The sequence below is a fragment of the Cellulophaga tyrosinoxydans genome (assembly GCF_900176415.1).
GTDB classification, from domain to species: domain Bacteria; phylum Bacteroidota; class Bacteroidia; order Flavobacteriales; family Flavobacteriaceae; genus Cellulophaga; species Cellulophaga tyrosinoxydans.
Genome location: NZ_FWXO01000001.1, coordinates 578,750 through 597,107 on the forward strand (window position 1 = coordinate 578,750; position 18,358 = coordinate 597,107).

An 18,358-nucleotide genomic window follows, 5' to 3' on the forward strand; every position below is an offset into this window, starting at 1 on the left:
TGGATTAAAATGTTGAAAAAAATACTTAAAAAAATGATGATTGGCGTATTAATTAGTATTGGAGTTCTTATTGTAGCCTATCTTATATTTACAAGCTACTACCCCAGTTTTGGAGGAGATATTTCTAAAGAACGCCAAAAAAGCTACACAAAATCTGAGCAATTTGAAAATGGAGCTTTTAAAAATAAAAAGCCAGTCCCTAAAGACTTAAGTTTTACAGAAACGCTAAGTTTAGCTTACAAATTTTTCACTACCAATGTGCCCAATGGGAGGCCAAAAGCTGATTTAGCAGTGCGCAAATTAGATTCTACGGCTGTTGCAGATTACAATAACAAAACAAGAATGGTCTGGTTTGGCCATTCCTCATTTCTTTTGCAAATAGAGGGGTTGAATATATTAATAGACCCTATGTTTGGTAAGGTTGCTGCACCACATAATTTATTAGGCGCTGAACGATTTAACAAAGAAATGCCAATAGCAGTTGAAAAACTACCGCAAATTGATGCCGTAATTTTTTCACATGACCATTATGATCATCTAGATTACGAAACTATTTTAAAAATAAAAGATAAAGTTAATCACTACTTTGTGCCCTTAGGAGTAGGTGCACATTTAGAGGCATGGGGAGTTGCTTCAGACAAAATCACTGAATTAGATTGGTGGGAAGAAACTTCGTTAAATGAATTAAAATTTGTCTGTACTCCTGCTCAGCATTTTTCTGGCAGAAAATTTAATAATAGACAAAGTACGTTGTGGAGTTCTTGGGTTATAAAATCTCCTAACGAAAATATATACTTTAGTGGCGATAGTGGTTATGCATCACATTTTAAGGAAATTGGAAACAAATATGGGCCGTTTGATTTAGCTTTACTGGAATGCGGACAATACAACCAAATGTGGTCCGATATTCATATGATGCCTGAAGAAACGGCACAAGCAGGATTAGATCTTAAGGCCAATAAAATTATGCCAATACATTGGGCTGGTTTTAAATTAGCTTTGCATTCTTGGACTGATCCAATTATACGGGTTAAGGCAAAAGCTTTAGAATTGAACCTAAACGTAATTACCCCAATAATAGGAGAAAATATAGTAGTTAAAGATTCACTAAATAATTACATTAACTGGTGGGAAGGTCTGTAATTACTAATAATTTAAACCAAGAATTATAAAATTAACTCATATGTGACTTTTGTCACATTTAATGATATTAGTATTTCTGATATTTGTTACTATAATAACCAATAACATCAAAGATCATGAAAAACAACATGGGATCAACCGACAAAATTATTAGATTTATTATTGCTGCAATTTTTGTTATTTTATATTTCACCAATACAGTTACGGGTACTTTAGGAATAGTGCTACTTGTACTTGCAGGTGTTTTTGTACTTACCAGTTTAGTAAGTTTTTGTCCACTTTATACATTATTTGGCTTTTCTTCATGCCCTGTAAAGCCTAAAGAATAAAACATAAAATTTCAAAAGGGTTTGTTTCATTATGCATAATGCTTTGAATAAATAAACCTCTTTTTAATTATAATTCAAAGATGTAATGGATAGATACATCTTTACAAGAATCTTCTATATTTCGCTATCTTTGAGTAAATCAGAAAAATAAACCTTTCTCTAATTTTACTTTAAGATTATGAAAAAACTTCATCTCATACCAGTTTTATTACTTCTAATATTTAGCTGTAAACCTGAAGAAAAGGAAAATACCAAAACCATTGAAGTAGCTATTACCACCATTGGTAATAGCATAGAGCGTTTAGCTTCTGATGATTTTCAAGGAAGAATGCCTTTTACTGAAGGTGAAACAAAGACTGTTAATTACCTAAAAGATGAATTTGTAAAACTAGGCCTTGAACCTGGAAATGGCGACAGCTATTTTCAAAATGTCCCAATGGTTGAAATTACAGGAAAACCATCAGAAAAAATGGTGATATCTGGAGGACAAAAAAAAATCGATTTAAAATATTACGAAGATTTTGTAGCGCTTACACAAAAAATTAGTCCTGAGGTTAGCTTAGATAACTCGGAACTTGTATTTGCTGGTTACGGAATTGTAGCTCCTGAATATAATTGGAATGATTATGAAGGTATAGATTGGAAAGGAAAGACTGCCGTAGTTTTAGTTAATGATCCGGGTTTTAAATCTGGTGATTCTACTTTATTCAAAGGGAATGCAATGACTTATTATGGCAGATGGACTTATAAATATGAAGAAGCCGCTCGACAAGGTGCAGCTGGTGTACTTATAATTCACGAAACAGAACCAGCTTCCTATGGTTGGAATGTAGTACAATCTAGTTGGAGTGGTGCACGTATGAATTTAGAGAGTAATGCTCCATTATGCGATGTACAAGGTTGGATTAGCATGGAAAGCGCACAAAAATTATTTGAAGCCTCTTCTATTGCCAATAAAAACTATAATGAACTAGCAAAACAGAAAAATTTTAAACCTATACTATTAGGATTAAAAGCGTCCGTAAAAATCACTAATACCATAAAGAAAGATGCATCTAAAAATGTTGTTGCATTAATACCAGGTACGGATCAAAAAGATGAATATATAATTTATTCAGCCCATTGGGATCATTTAGGGGTTGGCAGACCAGTTAATAATGACTCCATATACAACGGAGCAGTGGACAATGCATCGGGAACGGCTTGTCTACTAGCAATTGCAGAAGCATTTAAAAAATCTGGACCTCAAAAACGATCTATTGTTTTTATTGCTGTAACTGCTGAGGAGCAAGGATTATTAGGTTCTGCTTACTATTCAGAAAATCCTATTTACGACCCAAAAAAAACTGTGGCGAATATAAATATGGATGCTATTGAAAGTCCTGGACCTATGAAAGATTTAACGATAACAGGTTACGGACAATCGGAAATGGATGAATATGCTAAAAAAGCTGCCGATAAACAAGGTAGATATATCATTCCTGATCCTGAAGCTGAGAAAGGCTATTTCTTTAGATCAGATCATTTTAATTTTGCTAAAATTGGTATTCCTGCTTTATATGCAAGTGGTAGTCATGAAGATTTTAAACATGGTGTTGCCTATGTGCAAAAAATGAAAGAAGATTATCAAAATAATAAATACCATCAACCAGCAGACGAATATGAGCCTGGGAAAACAGAACTGAGTGGGATTCAGTTTGATGCGCAATTATTATTTGAAGTTGGGTTATTATTATCTAACGAAAAATATTTCCCAAAATGGTATGATACAAGCGAATTTAAAGCAGCACGAGAAAAATAAAACGTAAATGAATGAATCTTTAGTTTTTGATAAAACCTTTAAAGGTCAAGACTATACCAAAATTAGGTTACCTAAAGCAGAATATGAAAATTGTATTTTTGATACCTGTCAATTTTCCCATTCGGACATAACGAATACCACCTTTTCAGAATGTATCTTTATAGATTGTGATTTAAGTAACGCTAATTTTTCCGAAGCAACTATTAAAGAAACCGAGTTTAAAAACTGTAAAATTCTAGGTGTTAATTTCCAAAGTTGTAATCCCTTTTTACTATCCTTTAATTTTGAAAAGTGCATCCTTAATTTTTCTTCTTTTTATCAAATGAAACTAAAGAAGATTCATTTTAATTCTTGTAAAATGATTAAAGTAGAATTTACTGAAGCGGATTTGTCTGAAGCAATTTTTACCGACTGTGATTTGGAAAATGCCTTTTTTAATAGCACAAATTTGGAAAAAGCTGATTTTAGCACTTCCTACAATTTCACCATAAATCCTGAAGAAAATAAAATTCAGAAAGCGAAGTTTTCCAAAGAAAATTTAGCAGGCTTGCTCTGCCAGTATAAGTTAGTTATTAAATAAATTATTTTAATTATTTGTATATTAGAATCTTAACTAGAAAAAATATGAAGTCTACACTCATTTTTTTATTGTTTACCATAGTAAGTACCGCTCAAAACACCTTGCAACTTGCTGAAAACGAAAAATCACCAAGTGCCACTCTTGCAGATGCCAGTTTTATGACTGGACATTGGATTGGCCAAGATTTTGGTGGTACTACAGAGGAAATATGGACCGAAGGAAATGGAAATTCTATGCTATTCTCCTTTAGATTGGTCATAGATGGTAAAGTAGATTTTTATGAAATTGGTCATATTATTGAAGAAGCTGGTACCATTAAATTGCAATTAAAGCATTTTAGTGGCAATTTAAAAGGCTGGGAAGAAAAAGACGAAACAGAAGATTTTAAATTAGTAAAAAAAGATAAAAACAAACTTTATTTTAGTGGGTTAACGTATGAGCGTAAAAGTGACACGGAGCTTACGGCCTATGTTTTAGTGTCAAATAATGAAGGTACTGCACAGGAAATGGAGTTCAACTTTAAAAAACAATAACCTTGGATAAAAAATGCCCCGAATGTGGCGCCAAAATTATTGGACGTATAGATAAAAAATTCTGTTCCGATTACTGTCGCAATGCCTTTAATAACAAAATTAATAAAGACAATAAAAATTTAATCCGGAATGTTAATAACCGCTTGCGTAAGAATTACCGAATTCTAGAAAGTTTTCCTTTAACAGATGGCAAAACAAAAACTACCAGATATAAACTTCTAGACAAGGGTTTTGATTTTGAAAATTTCACAAGTATTTATACCACTAAAAAAGGCACCATGTATTTTTTCGTGTACGATTTAGGTTATTTGCCCTTAGACAATGACTATTATATGATTGTAAAAAGAGAATAAAAAAACCTTGCAATTAGCAAGGTTTAAATTTTATAAAAGGCTTTAATAAATTTTTTACCAATTTTGGCCACTAAGCTTTAATGCAGCAACCACAATATCTTTACGACTTATTTGCCCCACTAATAATCCATTTTTCAATACAGGTAATCTGCGTCGGTTATTTTTATGGAAAATCCCAGCAGCATCAAAAATGCTTATATCATTAGAAATTGTTTCCACATTTTTAGTCATATAATTATCTACTCTTTTTTCTAAAATAGGTTGATTAAAATATCTGCTTTCAGAAATAGTCTTCATACAATCTGCTTCCGATATAATTCCTACTAAAAATCCGTTATCATCTAAAACTGGACCACCAGAAATATTATATTTTGTAAAAAGTTCCATAACTTCTAAAATGGACTGGTCTGGCTTAAAAGAAACGAGCTTTTTGGTCATGTAATCTTCGACCAAAATGGGTGCATCAAATTCCTTTTTTACAACTTTACGTGCTCCTTGAAAACTTTTGATTCCCATATATTTTAATTTTTAGGTTGATTTTAAAGATAGCATTATTTTTAAGAAAACCTCAAATTTGTTTGATAATTTCGATATAATTATCAGTGCTTTAAGAATTTAAGTGACTAATTGTGATAAATTAATTGAATTATATACCGATAATTATCCGGTTAGATTTTTATACTTTTATAAAAAAGTAACTACGCATAACCAAATAGGCCCGAACAAATGAAAAACAGCACAGCTACCCTATCCATTCTTCTTATAATATTATCGATTTATTTAGTGTTTAAATTATCTATGCCTAGTTACTCGGTGGATACTACTATTCCCCAATCTAATTTTTCTACAGACAGAGCTTTGGTGCATGTAAAAAATATGTCGAAAAAACCTCATGCAGTAGGGTTTTCTGCTCATTCAGAAGTGAGACAATATATTGTATCTGAACTTGAGAAAATGGGATTGGAAACTTCACTGCAAGAAGGATACACAGTTGGCGATTGGGCTAATTATAGCAAAGCCACTAATATTTTAGCGCGAATTAAGGGTTTGGATAATGGAAAAGCTTTACTGCTACTTTCGCACTATGATAGCAATCCACATTCATCATTAGGTGCCAGTGATGCTGCTAGTGGAGTTGCAACCATCTTAGAAGGCGTTAGAGCCTTTTTGACAGAAAATAAAACGCCAAAAAATGATATTATAATCCTTATTTCAGACGCTGAAGAATTAGGGCTTAATGGTGCAGATCTTTTTGTAAATAAACATCCGTGGATTCAAGATGTAGGATTAGTACTAAATTTTGAAGCGCGTGGAAGTGGCGGACCATCGTATATGCTCATTGAAACCAATAGAGGAAATGGCAATTTAATCAAAGAGTTTACTAAAGCAAATCCTGATTATCCTGTGGCCAACTCCTTGGTGTATAGCATCTACAAAATGCTACCAAATGACACAGATTTAACCGTGTTTAGAGAAGATGCTGATATAGAAGGTCTAAACTTTGCATTTATAGACGATCATTTCGATTATCATACGGTTCGTGATAATTACAAAAGACTCGATAAAAACACGTTAGCCCATCAAGGCAGTTATCTTATGCCTTTGCTTAAGTATTTTAGTAATTCAGATTTAACTAATTTAAAAAGTCTAGATGATTATAATTATTTTAATGTGCCTTTTTTTAAACTTGTTTCTTATCCTTTTGAATGGGTTTGGCCGTTATTTGTGTTAGCTGTTATACTATTTATTGCATTACTAATATTTGGTTTTAAAAAGAGTTCATTAAACCTAAAAGATAGTTTAAAGAGTTTTTTACCTGTTTTTATAATACTAATAATTAATGGAGTGGTGGGTTATTTCAGCTGGAATGTATTAAAATGGATCTATCCAGAATATCAAGATATTTTACACGGATTTACGTATAATGGCTACACCTATATTTTGGCTTTTGTACTTTTTTCGGTTTCCGTTTGTTTTTATACGTATTCAAAGTTTAAAGCCATAAAAACCGCTAATCTTTTAGTGGCTCCCATTATTATTTGGTTAATTCTCTGTGGCGCGATAACAGTCTATTTACCTGGCGCCAACTTTTTTATTATTCCAGTTTTTGCCTTATTGGCCTCTTTTATGGTAGCTATAAATCAAGATAAACCAAATGCATTACTACTAGTTTTTCTAGCCTTACCAGCATTATGGATTTTCACGCCATTTATTAAAATGTTTCCTGTAGGATTAGGTTTAAAAATGATGGTGGCATCTACAGTGTTGAGTACTTTAGTTTTTATGCTTTTGTTACCAATTTTCGGCTATTTCAGAAACAAAAAATACTTGTCTTTTTTAACTTTTGTCATGTTCATTATTAGCATGCTCGTTGCACATTTTAATTCAAGCTTTAATGAATACAATGCAAAACCTACTAGCTTATTGTATGTTTTAAACACTGATACGAATACCGCTGAATGGGCAACTTATGAAAAGGTATTATCCAATTGGACTTCCCAATTTATTGGAGCTAATAAAAAAGCACCAAAAGCACTTAACGAAAATACCATTAGCAGTAAATACAATTCTGGATTTACATACGTAGCCGATGCCCCATTAAAAAACCTTGCATCGCCAAAGATTCAGCAAACAAAAGATACCATTATTAACAACGAGCGCCATCTTCAAATATGCATTACACCACAACGAAATGTTAATCGACTAGATGTTTTTACAAATAATGCAATCATAAGTAAAGCAACTATAAATTCTTTGGAGCTTTCAGAATTCTTTTTAAAAAACAGAAAAAATGGAAAACTGATCACCCATTATATATCTGATAATGATTATACCGAATTAGATTTAGTAATTCCGCAACACGAAAAACTACAATTAACTATCTATGAAGCATCTAATGATTTACTAGTTAATGAACAGTTTACTGTACCAGAAAGACCAAATACTACTATTCCTATGCCTTTTGTTTTAAATGATGCAGTTGTAATTACTAAAACAATACGTTTTGAATAATTATATTGGTATTATTGGCTGTGGTTGGCTAGGCCTACCTCTAGCTGAAGCTTTGGTTCTTGATGGTTTTAATGTAAAAGGCAGCACAACAGCGGAAAATAAACTGAGTATTTTAAATAATGCTGGTATTGCACCTTATCTAATTTCGCTATCGGAAAACAGTATCGAGGGAGACATAACCAATTTTTTAAACGGGGTAAAAACTTTAGTCTTAAATGTACCACCAAAACTTCGTGGAACCAATTCAGAAAATTACGTTGCAAAAATGCAAGTACTTTACTTTGCCATAAAAAAATCAGAAGTAAAAAATATTGTATTTGTAAGTAGTACCTCGGTATATGGAGATATTGATGGTGAAGTAACAGAAAAAACTATTCCATCGCCCACTACAGCATCTGGAAAACAACTTTTAGCATCAGAAAACATATTTAAAAACGACCCTTTACTGCAAACCACTATAATTAGGTTTGGAGGATTAATTAGTGAAGACAGGCATCCAGTAACTATGCTTTCGAAAAAAGATAATTTACATAATGGGAATATGCCGGTAAATTTAATCCACAGAAATGACTGTATTAGAATTATAGAGCTGATATTGAAAGAGGGTACATGTAACGTAATAATTAATGGCGTTTATCCAAAACACCCCACTAAAAAGGAGTATTATAAAAGAGAGGCAATATTAAGAGACTTAAAACCACCCGTTTATATTGAAGATTCAACAATAAATGGCAAAATTATTACACCTGAATACCTTTTAAATGTTAAAAATTTCAATTTTCTTACATCAATTGAGAATTGACTTACAACAAATTTCCCTTATTTCACAACAAATAACCGCCTAAACTGTTAATACTCCGTGCATTTCATCGATTAAATTATAACTTTAAGATATAATTTTAAATCGATTAACATGGAAAATTCAAGTTTAAAAAGTAGAGTAATTTCAGAATTTGAAGCTCTTATTTCGCGAAGTTGTCCAAATCGTAACGTTCCACAGAAGTTTAAAAACCTACATGTAGCAATTTTAAAAAAATACTACAACGCTTCTGATGTATCCATTGATTACCATCGAAAACGGGTAGAAATGGAAATTATTTTGGATGATAACCATTACAATCCTAAACGGATTAACACGTATCTTCCAACCTTACATACCAACTTATTATTTAAAAATCTTAAAGATTTTTTAAAAGCTTCTATAGAGAGTGACAATAAGAGTATAGCATTTTATGCCAGTCTATTACGTTCTTATGCAAATAAAGACGTAACGCTTATGGCTGTTTAATTTTTAAATCAATTATTTATAAAAAAGATGCTCTATAGCATCTTTTTTCATTTCCTATCTTGAGTAAATTCTTCTTCAAATGAATATCAATGTTTTAATGATTTCCTTAACAGCATGCTACGAATAAATTTTATAGTTTAGCAATCCAAAAAAATAACCAGAAGTAAAATGAAAAAAATAGTATTTGCTCTAATAATAAGTGTAAGTTTTATTGGAACCGCTCAAACTAAAACAGAACTACAAAAGCACTATGAAGCCTTTTATAATGAAATGCGCGTGCAAGGAGATGTAATTGGCATTATTAATGCGCTAACACATTTAAATGTACTTTCGCCATCCACAGAGCGTAGAGACACTCTTGCTTATGTATATGCTAACGACAATCAACATATGCAGGCTTTAAACACGATTGGTATTGAAAAAAATGATACTGACTCTGATCTAGCTGTACAAGTTAAAGCAATTTCTTTAAAAGCATTAAACCAACCAAAAAGGGCATTAGAACAATTTGAAGTGCTCTATAGCAGACATCAAAATCCGTATTTGGCATATGAACTAGCCGATTTAAAAATTCAAACTGGTGAGCCTAATGGTGCATTAATAAATATAGATTACGGAATTGCTAATGCCACCGATGATATGAAATATGCATTTTACGAACGCCAGCAACCGTATGAGGTGCCTTTAAAAGCAGCATTTTTACATTTAAAAGGTTTGGTGTCTTATAATCTTAATAAAGATAATATAGATATTGCATTGGCCTCTATTAATGAAGCGTTACAATTAGATCCAAATTTTAACTTAGCTAGTTTAAGCAAGCAAGCATTAGAGGCAAGAAAAAATCCTCCTGCTGCCGAAGCCAAAGAAGTAGCGCCAACTACTGGTAAGAAGAAAAAGCAATAAGTACTACAAAATAAAAAAGGGAGCAATGCTCCCTTTTTTATTCCAATACTTTTATTAATTCTTAGCTTTCAACTGCTGCGTAAGCAAACTATCCTTTTCCTTTTTCAGCAAAACTAGTGCATCTACATGCTCATTAGGCACCGCAATGGACAAGACATAATGGGCTATTTTCCAATCTCCATTTATCTTCTTTAATACTCCAGATCCACGGCAAATTTTCATCTGTGTATCTAGTAATTCATCAAACCAAGCAAAATCACCGGCTTCATTTACATATATATTACGCTCCAATGGTTTAAAATTCCAGGCCTTACCGGCATCGAAATAAGGTTTTGAAAAATCTTTAAAGGCTTGATTTTGCCAATTCTCTGTGGCATCAGTTCCAATAAAAACACCATCTTTAGTCATTAGATCAAAATAGGTATCAAACTCTGCTTCCGCAGCAGCTTTATGCCAATTATTCAACACCAATTCTATATTTGACTTAGCATCTTGCCCATGGCAAATGAAAGTGAAAAGGCAAACAACAGTTATTATCAGTTTATTCATCAAACAAAATTTTAGGGTCTATGGTACTCGAAATTACAATTGAAAATTGATTATTTAATGCACTATAGGCTTTCACCATTTCAATTACAGCAACTCTTGGGTTAATGTCGTAAACTAAGTTAGATTTAATTTTAAGTAAATACGTTTTAAATACTTTTTGTCTACTTTTTATAGCTGGCTTATCAAAAACCTCAGGATATGCAGAGGCTTCCAATAATTTTTGCTTTTCTATTAAATCTTCAAGCACTACTACCAGATCCTCTTTAGTTTCAGTAGTATATATTTTTTTTACGGCTGAGTTAAGAGCATTATATTCTGTCCAATTTTTAAGCACTTCCATTGCTTCAAAACTAGGTTCTACCATTTTAGGAAGTTTTTTTAAATCTACCAAAGCCAGTGCTGGATCTTCCTTTACTTCTTCAACTTTTTTTTCTCCGCAAGCCAAAAATCCCAAAAGGAGAAGTGCGATAACAAAATTTTTCTTCATAAAGCTAAGGTACAAATTTTAGTAGTTCGTGGAGCTGCTCAAACGCAAAGCAATCTTTTTATTACAATGTAAAAGCTAGTTGCGAATCATCCAAATACTTGCCCATTTTAAAGACATTTTTTAGTTAATATTTAATAAATCGCCATCTTAATTAAAAAATACTTAAAACGAATTAAAATAATTCTAAAAATTCTCCCGATTTTTGCACCAATAATTAGACGCAAATATTGTAATACAACAAATTAAAACTAATGCATAAATCTATTTTAATAATTGGAGCGTGTGGGCAAATAGGAACCGAATTAACTTTAGCTTTAAGAGACAAATATGGTAAGGATAGCGTTATCGCAAGTGATATACGTGAAGGTAATTCTGAACTTATGGCATCTGGACCTTTTGAACTATTAGACGCAACAAATTATGAAGCGATTGAAGATGTAGTAATGCATTATGAAATAGATGAAGTGTATTTAATGGCGGCAATGCTTAGCGCAACCGCAGAGAAATTTCCTATGCGTGCTTGGAACCTTAATATGAATTCCCTTTTCAATGTTTTAAACCTTGCAAAAGAAAAGAAGATAAGTAAAATATTCTGGCCTTCTTCTATAGCAGTTTTTGGTCCGAATACGCCAAAAATAAATACGGAGCAGAACACAATTATGGAACCTAGTACCGTATATGGCATAAGCAAACAATCTGGTGAGCGCTGGTGTGAGTATTACTTTAAAAAATATGGAGTTGATGTAAGAAGCGTTCGTTATCCTGGATTAATTAGTTGGAAAACATTACCTGGTGGAGGCACTACCGACTACGCTGTTGAAATTTATCACAAAGCATTATCGGATAAAAAATACAACTGTTTTTTAAAAGAAGATACCGTACTACCCATGATGTTTATGGATGATGCCATTAGAGCAACCATTGATATTATGGATTCTAAACCAGAGCAAATAAAAATTAGGTCATCTTATAATTTAGCTGCTATGAGTTTTGATCCTGCTGAAATTGCCAATAGTATTCGAAAGCACATACCAGAATTTGAAATAAGCTATGAACCAGATTTTAGGCAACACATTGCCGATTCTTGGCCATCGAGTATAAATGATGCTGATGCACAAAAGGATTGGGGCTGGAAACCGAAATTTGATCTGGATAAAACCACCAAAGAGATGCTAAAACAATTAAGATCATAAACAAAAAACCCTTTGAAAATTTCAAAGGGTTTTTTGTTTATCTACTATAGCACCTAATTAATAAGTGCATTTTTAAATTTTATTTTGTTCTCAATGGCCATAATCATGCTGTTTGCAATATCTTTCCCGGTCGCATTTTCTATTCCTTCTAGCCCTGGTGAAGAATTAACTTCTAACAACAAAGGTCCCTTATTAGATCTAATAATATCGACACCTGCAACCGCCAAATTTAAAACCTTAGCCGCCTTTAGTGCCAATTTTTTCTCCTCTTGGGTAATTTTAATAACCGAAGCTTTTCCACCTTGATGAAGATTAGCTCTAAACTCTCCTTTTTCAGCTTGGCGCTGCATAGAAGCTATTACTTTTCCGTTTACTACAAAACAACGAATATCCTGACCGTTTGCTTCTTTAATGAACTCTTGGACTAAAATATTAGTTTGCACGCTTTTAAAAGCATTTATTACACTCTCCGCAGCTTTATTTGTTTCTGCCAAAACAACACCTTTACCTTGTGTACTTTCTAAAAGTTTTATAATTAGCGGCGCACCATTAACCATTCGAATAAGATCTTTGGTATCCATTGGCGATTTTGCAAACCCAGTTATAGGAATATGAATATCATTTTTAGAGAATAATTGCGATGCAAAAAGTTTATCTCTAGACTGTGTAATTGCTTCCGCAGAATTTAAACAATACACCCCCAAATTATCAAATTGACGAATTAGTGCACACCCATAAAAGGTAACCGCAGGCTTAATTCTTGGAATGATGGCATCAAACTCATTTAAAATATTTCCTCCACGATAGCGTATTTCTGGTGAATTAGCATCTAATTTCATATAGGCATGTTCCACATTTAAAAACACCATCTCATGACCTCTAGCTTCACCAGCCTCCATTAACCTTTTGTTGCTATATAATTCTGGATTACTAGCAAGAATTGCAATTTTTAGTCCCGTTTTTTCTTTAAAATGAGTGGAATATTTTCCTGTAATCTCAATAGTACTAAAGTCTTGAACTATATAGTTTTTTGCAGGATTAACTATGTATCTATTATTTAAAGCTTCTCGCCCTAAAAGCATTCGAAACTCCATAGTATCCCTATTTGCTAAAGTCAACTCAATTTCAAAAGTTTGATTACCTAAAGTAACTGGTGCTTTTATAACATAACGTTCTTCCGATATACCAGATGAACTTTTCACGGTTCTCCTATCTACGAGTTTAGCCTCGCACTCAATGGCGATACTTCTATTGTCTTGTATTGGATTTACCTCGAACTTTACCCATTCTTTTGCGCCACGAACAAAAACCTTCATGTTTGTGGCTTGTATAGATGATGTTTTTGCGCCTGAATCTACTCTTGCTTTTATGGCAGGAATACCTAAGGTTTCAAATACGCACCACTCCTCACTACCTATTACTGTTAATTCTTCCAATGTATTTTTAATTTAATTATAATTTAAAAAGTCGTAAAACAAAAAGATCTACAACTTCAACCAAAATTAGAATAATGATTATCCATTCTAATCTGCTACTTTCTCGGTGCTCCATGATATCTTTAAACAAACTTAAATTTTCTTTAATAATTTCGATTCGTTCATAGATGTTGCGATATCTATTTTTTAAATCGAAAGTTTGCTTTAATTCAAGATTTAGCTTGTTTAAATTTTCATCGTCCCAAGTAATATCTGGTTCATCAAAAATATAGAGATTCTCTGAAATTTGATTTTTTATATTTAAAACACGACCAATAAAACGTTTTAGTTTATTTCCTCCAATATCTAGCTTACCATGTTGTTCTAAATACTTAGTATGCTCATTGGTTTCTTCTAAAAGTTGCTCTGTAACATAAGAATAGCGATCTAGCGCTACGGATTGAGAGGCATTTAGCATTACCATTCTTATGGCTTCTTTATCAAAATCTGGTAAGATTACTTTATTAAAACTTACTTTTCTTTGATCTGTAAGTATTTCTACTTGGATTTTTTCCGAAAGTTCGGCTTGCGTCTGTTTACTAGTAACAGGATCTAATTTTTGCAAAATATTGTGCATTTCGGTTTCATTATGATTAAAAAATGAAACCATTCCATATTGGAAAATATACACAAATTTTTGAGGGCCGCTTTTCAGATAAAGTTCGTCGCTACTGGCAAATAAAACCTTTATAGGCAATAAATTTCTACATTGCCTAATATCTAACGTACCTGCTATCTGAAAAGCAACGACCTCAAACACCATTTCATCTAATCTTCGTCATCCATATCACCATCCTCAGGGATAATGTCTGGATCTACTATTGCATCTGGATCATCATCATCAAAATCTTCATAATCATCCTCGTCGTAATTAGCCATGGTTGTTTCCAATTTGGCACTAATTTTCACCAAATACTTGGTGTCTTCAGTAGTTACCTCAACCGCTTCAATACGCTCACCTTGTGCATTTTTAAATGATATGATGTTTAAATCATCATACCCATCTGGGTATTTCTCAACCAAAAGTTTTAAAACTTCTGGTGTAAGTTTTTTAAAATCAACAATAACTCTTTTTAAATTGTCCATAAAACTATTGGTCTAATAAGTATGCAAAAATTAATGGAGCTACAATCGTAGCATCACTTTCAATTATAAATTTCGGGGTATGTATATCTAACTTTCCCCATGTTATTTTCTCATTAGGCACTGCTCCTGAATAAGAACCATAACTTGTGGTAGAATCACTTATTTGGCAAAAATAACTCCAAAAAGGAATATCATGCATCTCCATGTCTTGATAAAGCATTGGCACTACACAAATTGGAAAATCTCCAGCAATTCCTCCTCCTATTTGGAAAAAACCTAGACCTTTACCTCCTGAGTTTTTTGGATACCAATCTGCCAACCACATCATATACTCAATTCCACTTTTGGTGGTTGATGCTTTAAATTCTCCTTTAATACAGTAGGAAGCAAAAATATTTCCCATAGTGCTGTCTTCCCAACCTGGAACCACTATTGGTAGGTTTTTTTCAGCTGCTGCAATCATCCAAGAATCTTTAGGATCTATTTCATAATATTGTTCCAAAACACCTGAATTTAACATTTGATACATAAACTCGTGCGGAAAATAACGCTCTCCAGCTTTGTCTGCTTTATTCCAAATATCGTATAAATGTGATTGTAATCTTCTGAAAGCTTCCTCTTCTGGAATACAAGTATCCGTTACACGGTTGTAATGGTTTTCTAATAAATCCCATTCTTCTTGTGGTGATAAATCTCTGTAATTAGGTACGCGCTTATAGGAATTGTGTGCTACCAAATTCATGATATCTTCTTCAAGATTTGCTCCAGTACAAGAAATAATATGAATTTTATCTTGGCGAATCATTTCTGCTAACGATTTTCCTAATTCTGCAGTACTCATAGCGCCTGCAAGAGAAACTAGCATTTTTCCATTTTCTAGCAAATGAGTTTCGTACCCTTTTGCAGCATCGACCAATGCAGCCGCATTAAAATGCAAATAGTTTTTTTCAATAAAATTAGAAATTGGTCCTTTAGTCTTCGTCATCTTCGAATTTTGAGTTATTGGATGATCCTGCTTTATAATCAACATCATACGTATTATCGTATGAGTCTTCAGCAGCTTCATTCATAAATTTATAGCTTAACATTTTATAATATAATTTTGCAGCAAGAAAATCTGATGTCTTATCATTTTCATTTGGGCATAGTTCTACAATATCAAACCCAACTACATTTTTTTCTTCAAAAACTTGCTTTAAAAATTCTAGTGTTTCGTACCAAAACAAACCTCCTGGCTCAGGGGTTCCTGTTGCTGGCATAATACTAGGGTCCAATGCATCAAGATCAAAGGTAATAAAAACATTGTCAGACATAAGTTCAATTACCTTATCCATCCAATATTCATCACTTACCATATCGTGGGCGAAGAAAGTTTTTTCTTCATCCATATAGGTTTTCTCAATAACATCCATACTTCTAATACCCACTTGTATTAAATTGGTTGTTTGGCTAGCTTCATGAACTGCACAGGCGTGATTAAACTTGCTGCCATTATACGAATCACGGAGATCCGCATGAGCATCAATATGTAAAACAGTTAGATTATCGAAGCATTCATTAAATGCTCTAATAGATCCAATAGAAATGGAGTGTTCTCCGCCAAAAAGCGTCACAAATTTATTTCGCTTTATAAAATCTTTTGTGGTAGCATGTACAGCTTTTACTACTGCTTCTGGTGAGCTCTTTTCTGTTATGGCATTAGCAATATAAATACCTTGTTGATAAACCTCAGTGTCTGTTTCAATATCATAGGTTTCCATGTTTTCACAAGCATTTAAAAAAGCTTGCGGGCCTTTATCGGCTCCTTTTCCCCATGTACTTGTTCCATCATAAGGCACTGGTATTAAAACTACCTTTGCCGTTTCCAATTGCGCAAATTTATCTGGTATTCCCGCGAAATTGCTAGTTGTCGTCATAGCCTAAAATTTTTAGCAGATCTTCTGCCTTTTGTTGTTCGTTAAATAATTTAGTTTTTATATTCCCTTTAGCATCTCGGTCTATTAAAATATGTTTTGGCTGCGGAATTAAACAATGCTGCAAACCTCCATACCCTCCAATAGATTCTTGATACGCTCCTGTATTAAAAAAGCCTATAAACAACGGCTTATCTCTTCTGTATTTTGGCAAATAAATAGCGTTCATGTTTTGCTCGCTATTATAATAATCATCACTATCACAAGTTAAACCACCTAATAAAACACGTTCGTACTCATCTTCCCAACGATTTATAGGTAACATAACAAATCGTTTATTTATTGCCCAGGTATCTGGTAGTGTTGTTATAAAAGATGAATCGATCATATTCCATTTTTCACGATCGTTTTGTTGCTTCTGATATAAAATCTCGTAAATAGCTCCTCCACTTTCCCCTACAGTAAAGCTACCAAATTCAGTAAAAATATGTGGCACAGGAACATCTGCCTCTTGGCAGGCAATATTAATTTGATTAATGATCTCGTCAATCATATATTGATAATCATAATCAAATGCTAAGGAGTTTTTTATAGGAAAGCCTCCACCAATATTAAGACTGTCTAATGAAGGACATATTTTTTTAAGACGAATATAAACCTTCAAACATTTAACAAGCTCGTTCCAGTAATAGGCGTTATCACGAATACCAGTATTGATAAAAAAGTGAAGCATTTTTAGCTCTACCTTGTCGTTATCTTTTATTTGATTTTCGTAAAACGGAACAATATTTTTATACCCTATTCCTAATCTAGAGGTATAAAATTCAAATTTTGGTTCTTCTTCTGAAGCAATACGTATACCTACTTTAAACGTATCATTAATAACATCTGATAATAGGTCTATTTCTTCGTAATTATCAATAATTGGAATGCAATTTCTATGACCTTCATTAATTAAACGACCAATATTATCTATATATTCATCTCGTTTAAAGCCATTGCAAATTACATAGGTATCGTCTTTAATTTTACCTTTCTTTTTAAGCTTCTCTATAATATTTATATCGTAAGCAGAAGAGGTTTCTATATGAACATGATTGTTCAAAACTTCGTTTAAAACAGGCTGAAAGTGCGAACTTTTTGTACAATAACAGTAATGGTATTTACCTTTATAGTTATTCTTTTCCATAGCTATTTTAAACCATTCTTTTGCTCTATTTATATTGTCGGATATTTTAGGGAGATATGTAAACTTTAACGGGCTACCATATTTTTCTACCAAATCCATTAAATGGATCCCATGAAAATTTAAGTTTTCTCCACTTAAGGTAAATTCTTCTTGTGGAAAATAATATGTTTGATCAATTAAGTTAATATATTTAGTATTCATTGAATAATGGATTGTTTTTGTTAAAACTAATAAACGGTTTTAAAAACTTGACGGTTTTCGAGAAAAAAATTAATCCAATCCCCTAGATAATAATTTGAGTTTCAGTTGTAGGAATAAAAAAGTAATCGTGCTGAGATTTCACAATTGAAGATCTATTACTGTTAAAGAAATAGATTTGGCGTTTTTTTCTATTGACATTCATAGGCTCCACATTCCTTCTATCCAACGCAGCAAACAAAAAAAAATTACTCATTTTAAATAGCTAATAGCTTTATTTCCAGTTGTTTTTTTATACTGGTTTCATAGAACAAATGAAAACAAAA

Annotated in this window: 20 protein-coding genes; 11 read left to right on the forward strand and 9 right to left on the reverse strand. The window is 32.6% G+C overall.

Annotated features, from left to right (window positions below):
* The first annotated feature begins 9 nt into the window (after positions 1-9).
* From B8963_RS02625 to B8963_RS02650, 6 genes are all read left to right on the forward strand, one after another.
* Positions 10-1,143, forward strand: coding sequence for an MBL fold metallo-hydrolase (locus tag B8963_RS02625; RefSeq protein ID WP_234989596.1), 1,134 nt, complete (start codon positions 10-12; stop codon positions 1,141-1,143).
* A gap of 116 nt (positions 1,144-1,259) precedes the next feature.
* The gene (locus B8963_RS02630; protein ID WP_084059846.1) at positions 1,260-1,472 is read left to right on the forward strand and encodes a YgaP family membrane protein; all 213 of its coding nucleotides are present in this window, start codon (positions 1,260-1,262) and stop codon (positions 1,470-1,472) included.
* 178 nt (positions 1,473-1,650) lie between these two features.
* Positions 1,651-3,273 (forward strand): M28 family metallopeptidase, encoded by a 1,623-nt coding sequence (locus tag B8963_RS02635; protein ID WP_084059847.1) that lies wholly within the window; start codon positions 1,651-1,653, stop codon positions 3,271-3,273.
* A gap of 7 nt (positions 3,274-3,280) precedes the next feature.
* Positions 3,281-3,853, forward strand: coding sequence for a pentapeptide repeat-containing protein (locus B8963_RS02640; protein WP_084059848.1), 573 nt, complete (start codon positions 3,281-3,283; stop codon positions 3,851-3,853).
* Between the two features lie 44 nt (positions 3,854-3,897).
* Positions 3,898-4,386: a DUF6265 family protein gene (locus B8963_RS02645; RefSeq protein ID WP_084059849.1), complete on the forward strand. Its 489-nt coding sequence runs from the start codon at positions 3,898-3,900 to the stop codon at positions 4,384-4,386.
* A 2-nt stretch (positions 4,387-4,388) separates the two neighbouring features.
* Positions 4,389-4,739: a hypothetical protein gene (locus tag B8963_RS02650; protein WP_084059850.1), complete on the forward strand. Its 351-nt coding sequence runs from the start codon at positions 4,389-4,391 to the stop codon at positions 4,737-4,739.
* Positions 4,740-4,793: 54 nt separating this feature from the next.
* Here the strand turns inward: B8963_RS02650 and B8963_RS02655 are convergent, their stop codons facing one another.
* Positions 4,794-5,255 (reverse strand): CBS domain-containing protein, encoded by a 462-nt coding sequence (locus tag B8963_RS02655; protein ID WP_084059851.1) that lies wholly within the window; start codon positions 5,253-5,255, stop codon positions 4,794-4,796.
* A gap of 210 nt (positions 5,256-5,465) precedes the next feature.
* Here B8963_RS02655 and B8963_RS02660 point away from each other — a divergent pair, with 210 nt between their 5' ends.
* From B8963_RS02660 to B8963_RS02675, 4 genes are all read left to right on the forward strand, one after another.
* A complete protein-coding gene (locus B8963_RS02660; protein ID WP_084059852.1) occupies positions 5,466-7,751 on the forward strand; it encodes a M28 family peptidase in 2,286 nt (761 codons plus the stop codon).
* Entirely contained in the window at positions 7,744-8,553 is an 810-nt protein-coding gene (locus B8963_RS02665) for an NAD(P)H-binding protein (RefSeq protein WP_084059853.1), read from the forward strand. Before B8963_RS02660 ends, B8963_RS02665 begins: the two co-directional genes overlap by 8 nt.
* A 111-nt stretch (positions 8,554-8,664) precedes the next feature.
* Positions 8,665-9,039 carry a hypothetical protein gene (locus B8963_RS02670; RefSeq protein WP_084059854.1) on the forward strand — a complete coding sequence of 125 codons (375 nt, stop codon included), beginning with the start codon at positions 8,665-8,667 and terminating at the stop codon, positions 9,037-9,039.
* 168 nt (positions 9,040-9,207) lie between these two features.
* Complete coding sequence (locus tag B8963_RS02675) at positions 9,208-9,942, forward strand: tetratricopeptide repeat protein (protein WP_084059855.1); 735 nt, start codon at positions 9,208-9,210, stop codon at positions 9,940-9,942.
* Positions 9,943-9,996: 54 nt separating this feature from the next.
* On the opposite strand, the gene B8963_RS02680 is transcribed toward B8963_RS02675, so the two are convergent.
* Both B8963_RS02680 and B8963_RS02685 read right to left on the reverse strand, forming a co-directional pair.
* Positions 9,997-10,491, reverse strand: a complete 495-nt coding sequence (locus B8963_RS02680; RefSeq protein ID WP_084059856.1) for a nuclear transport factor 2 family protein — start codon at positions 10,489-10,491, stop codon at positions 9,997-9,999.
* On the reverse strand, positions 10,484-10,978 hold the full coding sequence (locus B8963_RS02685) for a hypothetical protein (protein ID WP_084059857.1): 495 nt from the start codon (positions 10,976-10,978) through the stop codon (positions 10,484-10,486). Before B8963_RS02685 ends, B8963_RS02680 begins: the two co-directional genes overlap by 8 nt.
* Before the next feature lie 251 nt (positions 10,979-11,229).
* Here B8963_RS02685 and B8963_RS02690 point away from each other — a divergent pair, with 251 nt between their 5' ends.
* Positions 11,230-12,171 carry an NAD-dependent epimerase/dehydratase family protein gene (locus B8963_RS02690; RefSeq protein ID WP_084059858.1) on the forward strand — a complete coding sequence of 314 codons (942 nt, stop codon included), beginning with the start codon at positions 11,230-11,232 and terminating at the stop codon, positions 12,169-12,171.
* Positions 12,172-12,224: 53 nt separating this feature from the next.
* Here B8963_RS02690 and rimK read toward each other — a convergent pair whose 3' ends face one another.
* From rimK to B8963_RS02720, 6 genes are read right to left on the reverse strand one after another with little or no spacing between them, the layout of a single operon-like run.
* Positions 12,225-13,607 (reverse strand): 30S ribosomal protein S6--L-glutamate ligase, encoded by a 1,383-nt coding sequence (rimK, locus tag B8963_RS02695; protein ID WP_084059859.1) that lies wholly within the window; start codon positions 13,605-13,607, stop codon positions 12,225-12,227.
* A gap of 16 nt (positions 13,608-13,623) precedes the next feature.
* Positions 13,624-14,409, reverse strand: coding sequence for an RMD1 family protein (locus B8963_RS02700; protein ID WP_084059860.1), 786 nt, complete (start codon positions 14,407-14,409; stop codon positions 13,624-13,626).
* A 5-nt stretch (positions 14,410-14,414) separates the two neighbouring features.
* A complete protein-coding gene (locus B8963_RS02705) occupies positions 14,415-14,732 on the reverse strand; it encodes a hypothetical protein (protein WP_084059861.1) in 318 nt (105 codons plus the stop codon).
* A 4-nt stretch (positions 14,733-14,736) separates the two neighbouring features.
* Complete coding sequence (locus B8963_RS02710) at positions 14,737-15,717, reverse strand: deoxyhypusine synthase family protein (RefSeq protein WP_084059862.1); 981 nt, start codon at positions 15,715-15,717, stop codon at positions 14,737-14,739.
* Positions 15,704-16,648, reverse strand: coding sequence for an agmatinase (gene speB, locus B8963_RS02715; RefSeq protein ID WP_084059863.1), 945 nt, complete (start codon positions 16,646-16,648; stop codon positions 15,704-15,706). Before speB ends, B8963_RS02710 begins: the two co-directional genes overlap by 14 nt.
* The gene (locus tag B8963_RS02720; protein WP_084059864.1) at positions 16,635-18,035 is read right to left on the reverse strand and encodes a type III PLP-dependent enzyme domain-containing protein; all 1,401 of its coding nucleotides are present in this window, start codon (positions 18,033-18,035) and stop codon (positions 16,635-16,637) included. Before B8963_RS02720 ends, speB begins: the two co-directional genes overlap by 14 nt.
* Positions 18,036-18,358 lie beyond the last annotated feature (323 nt).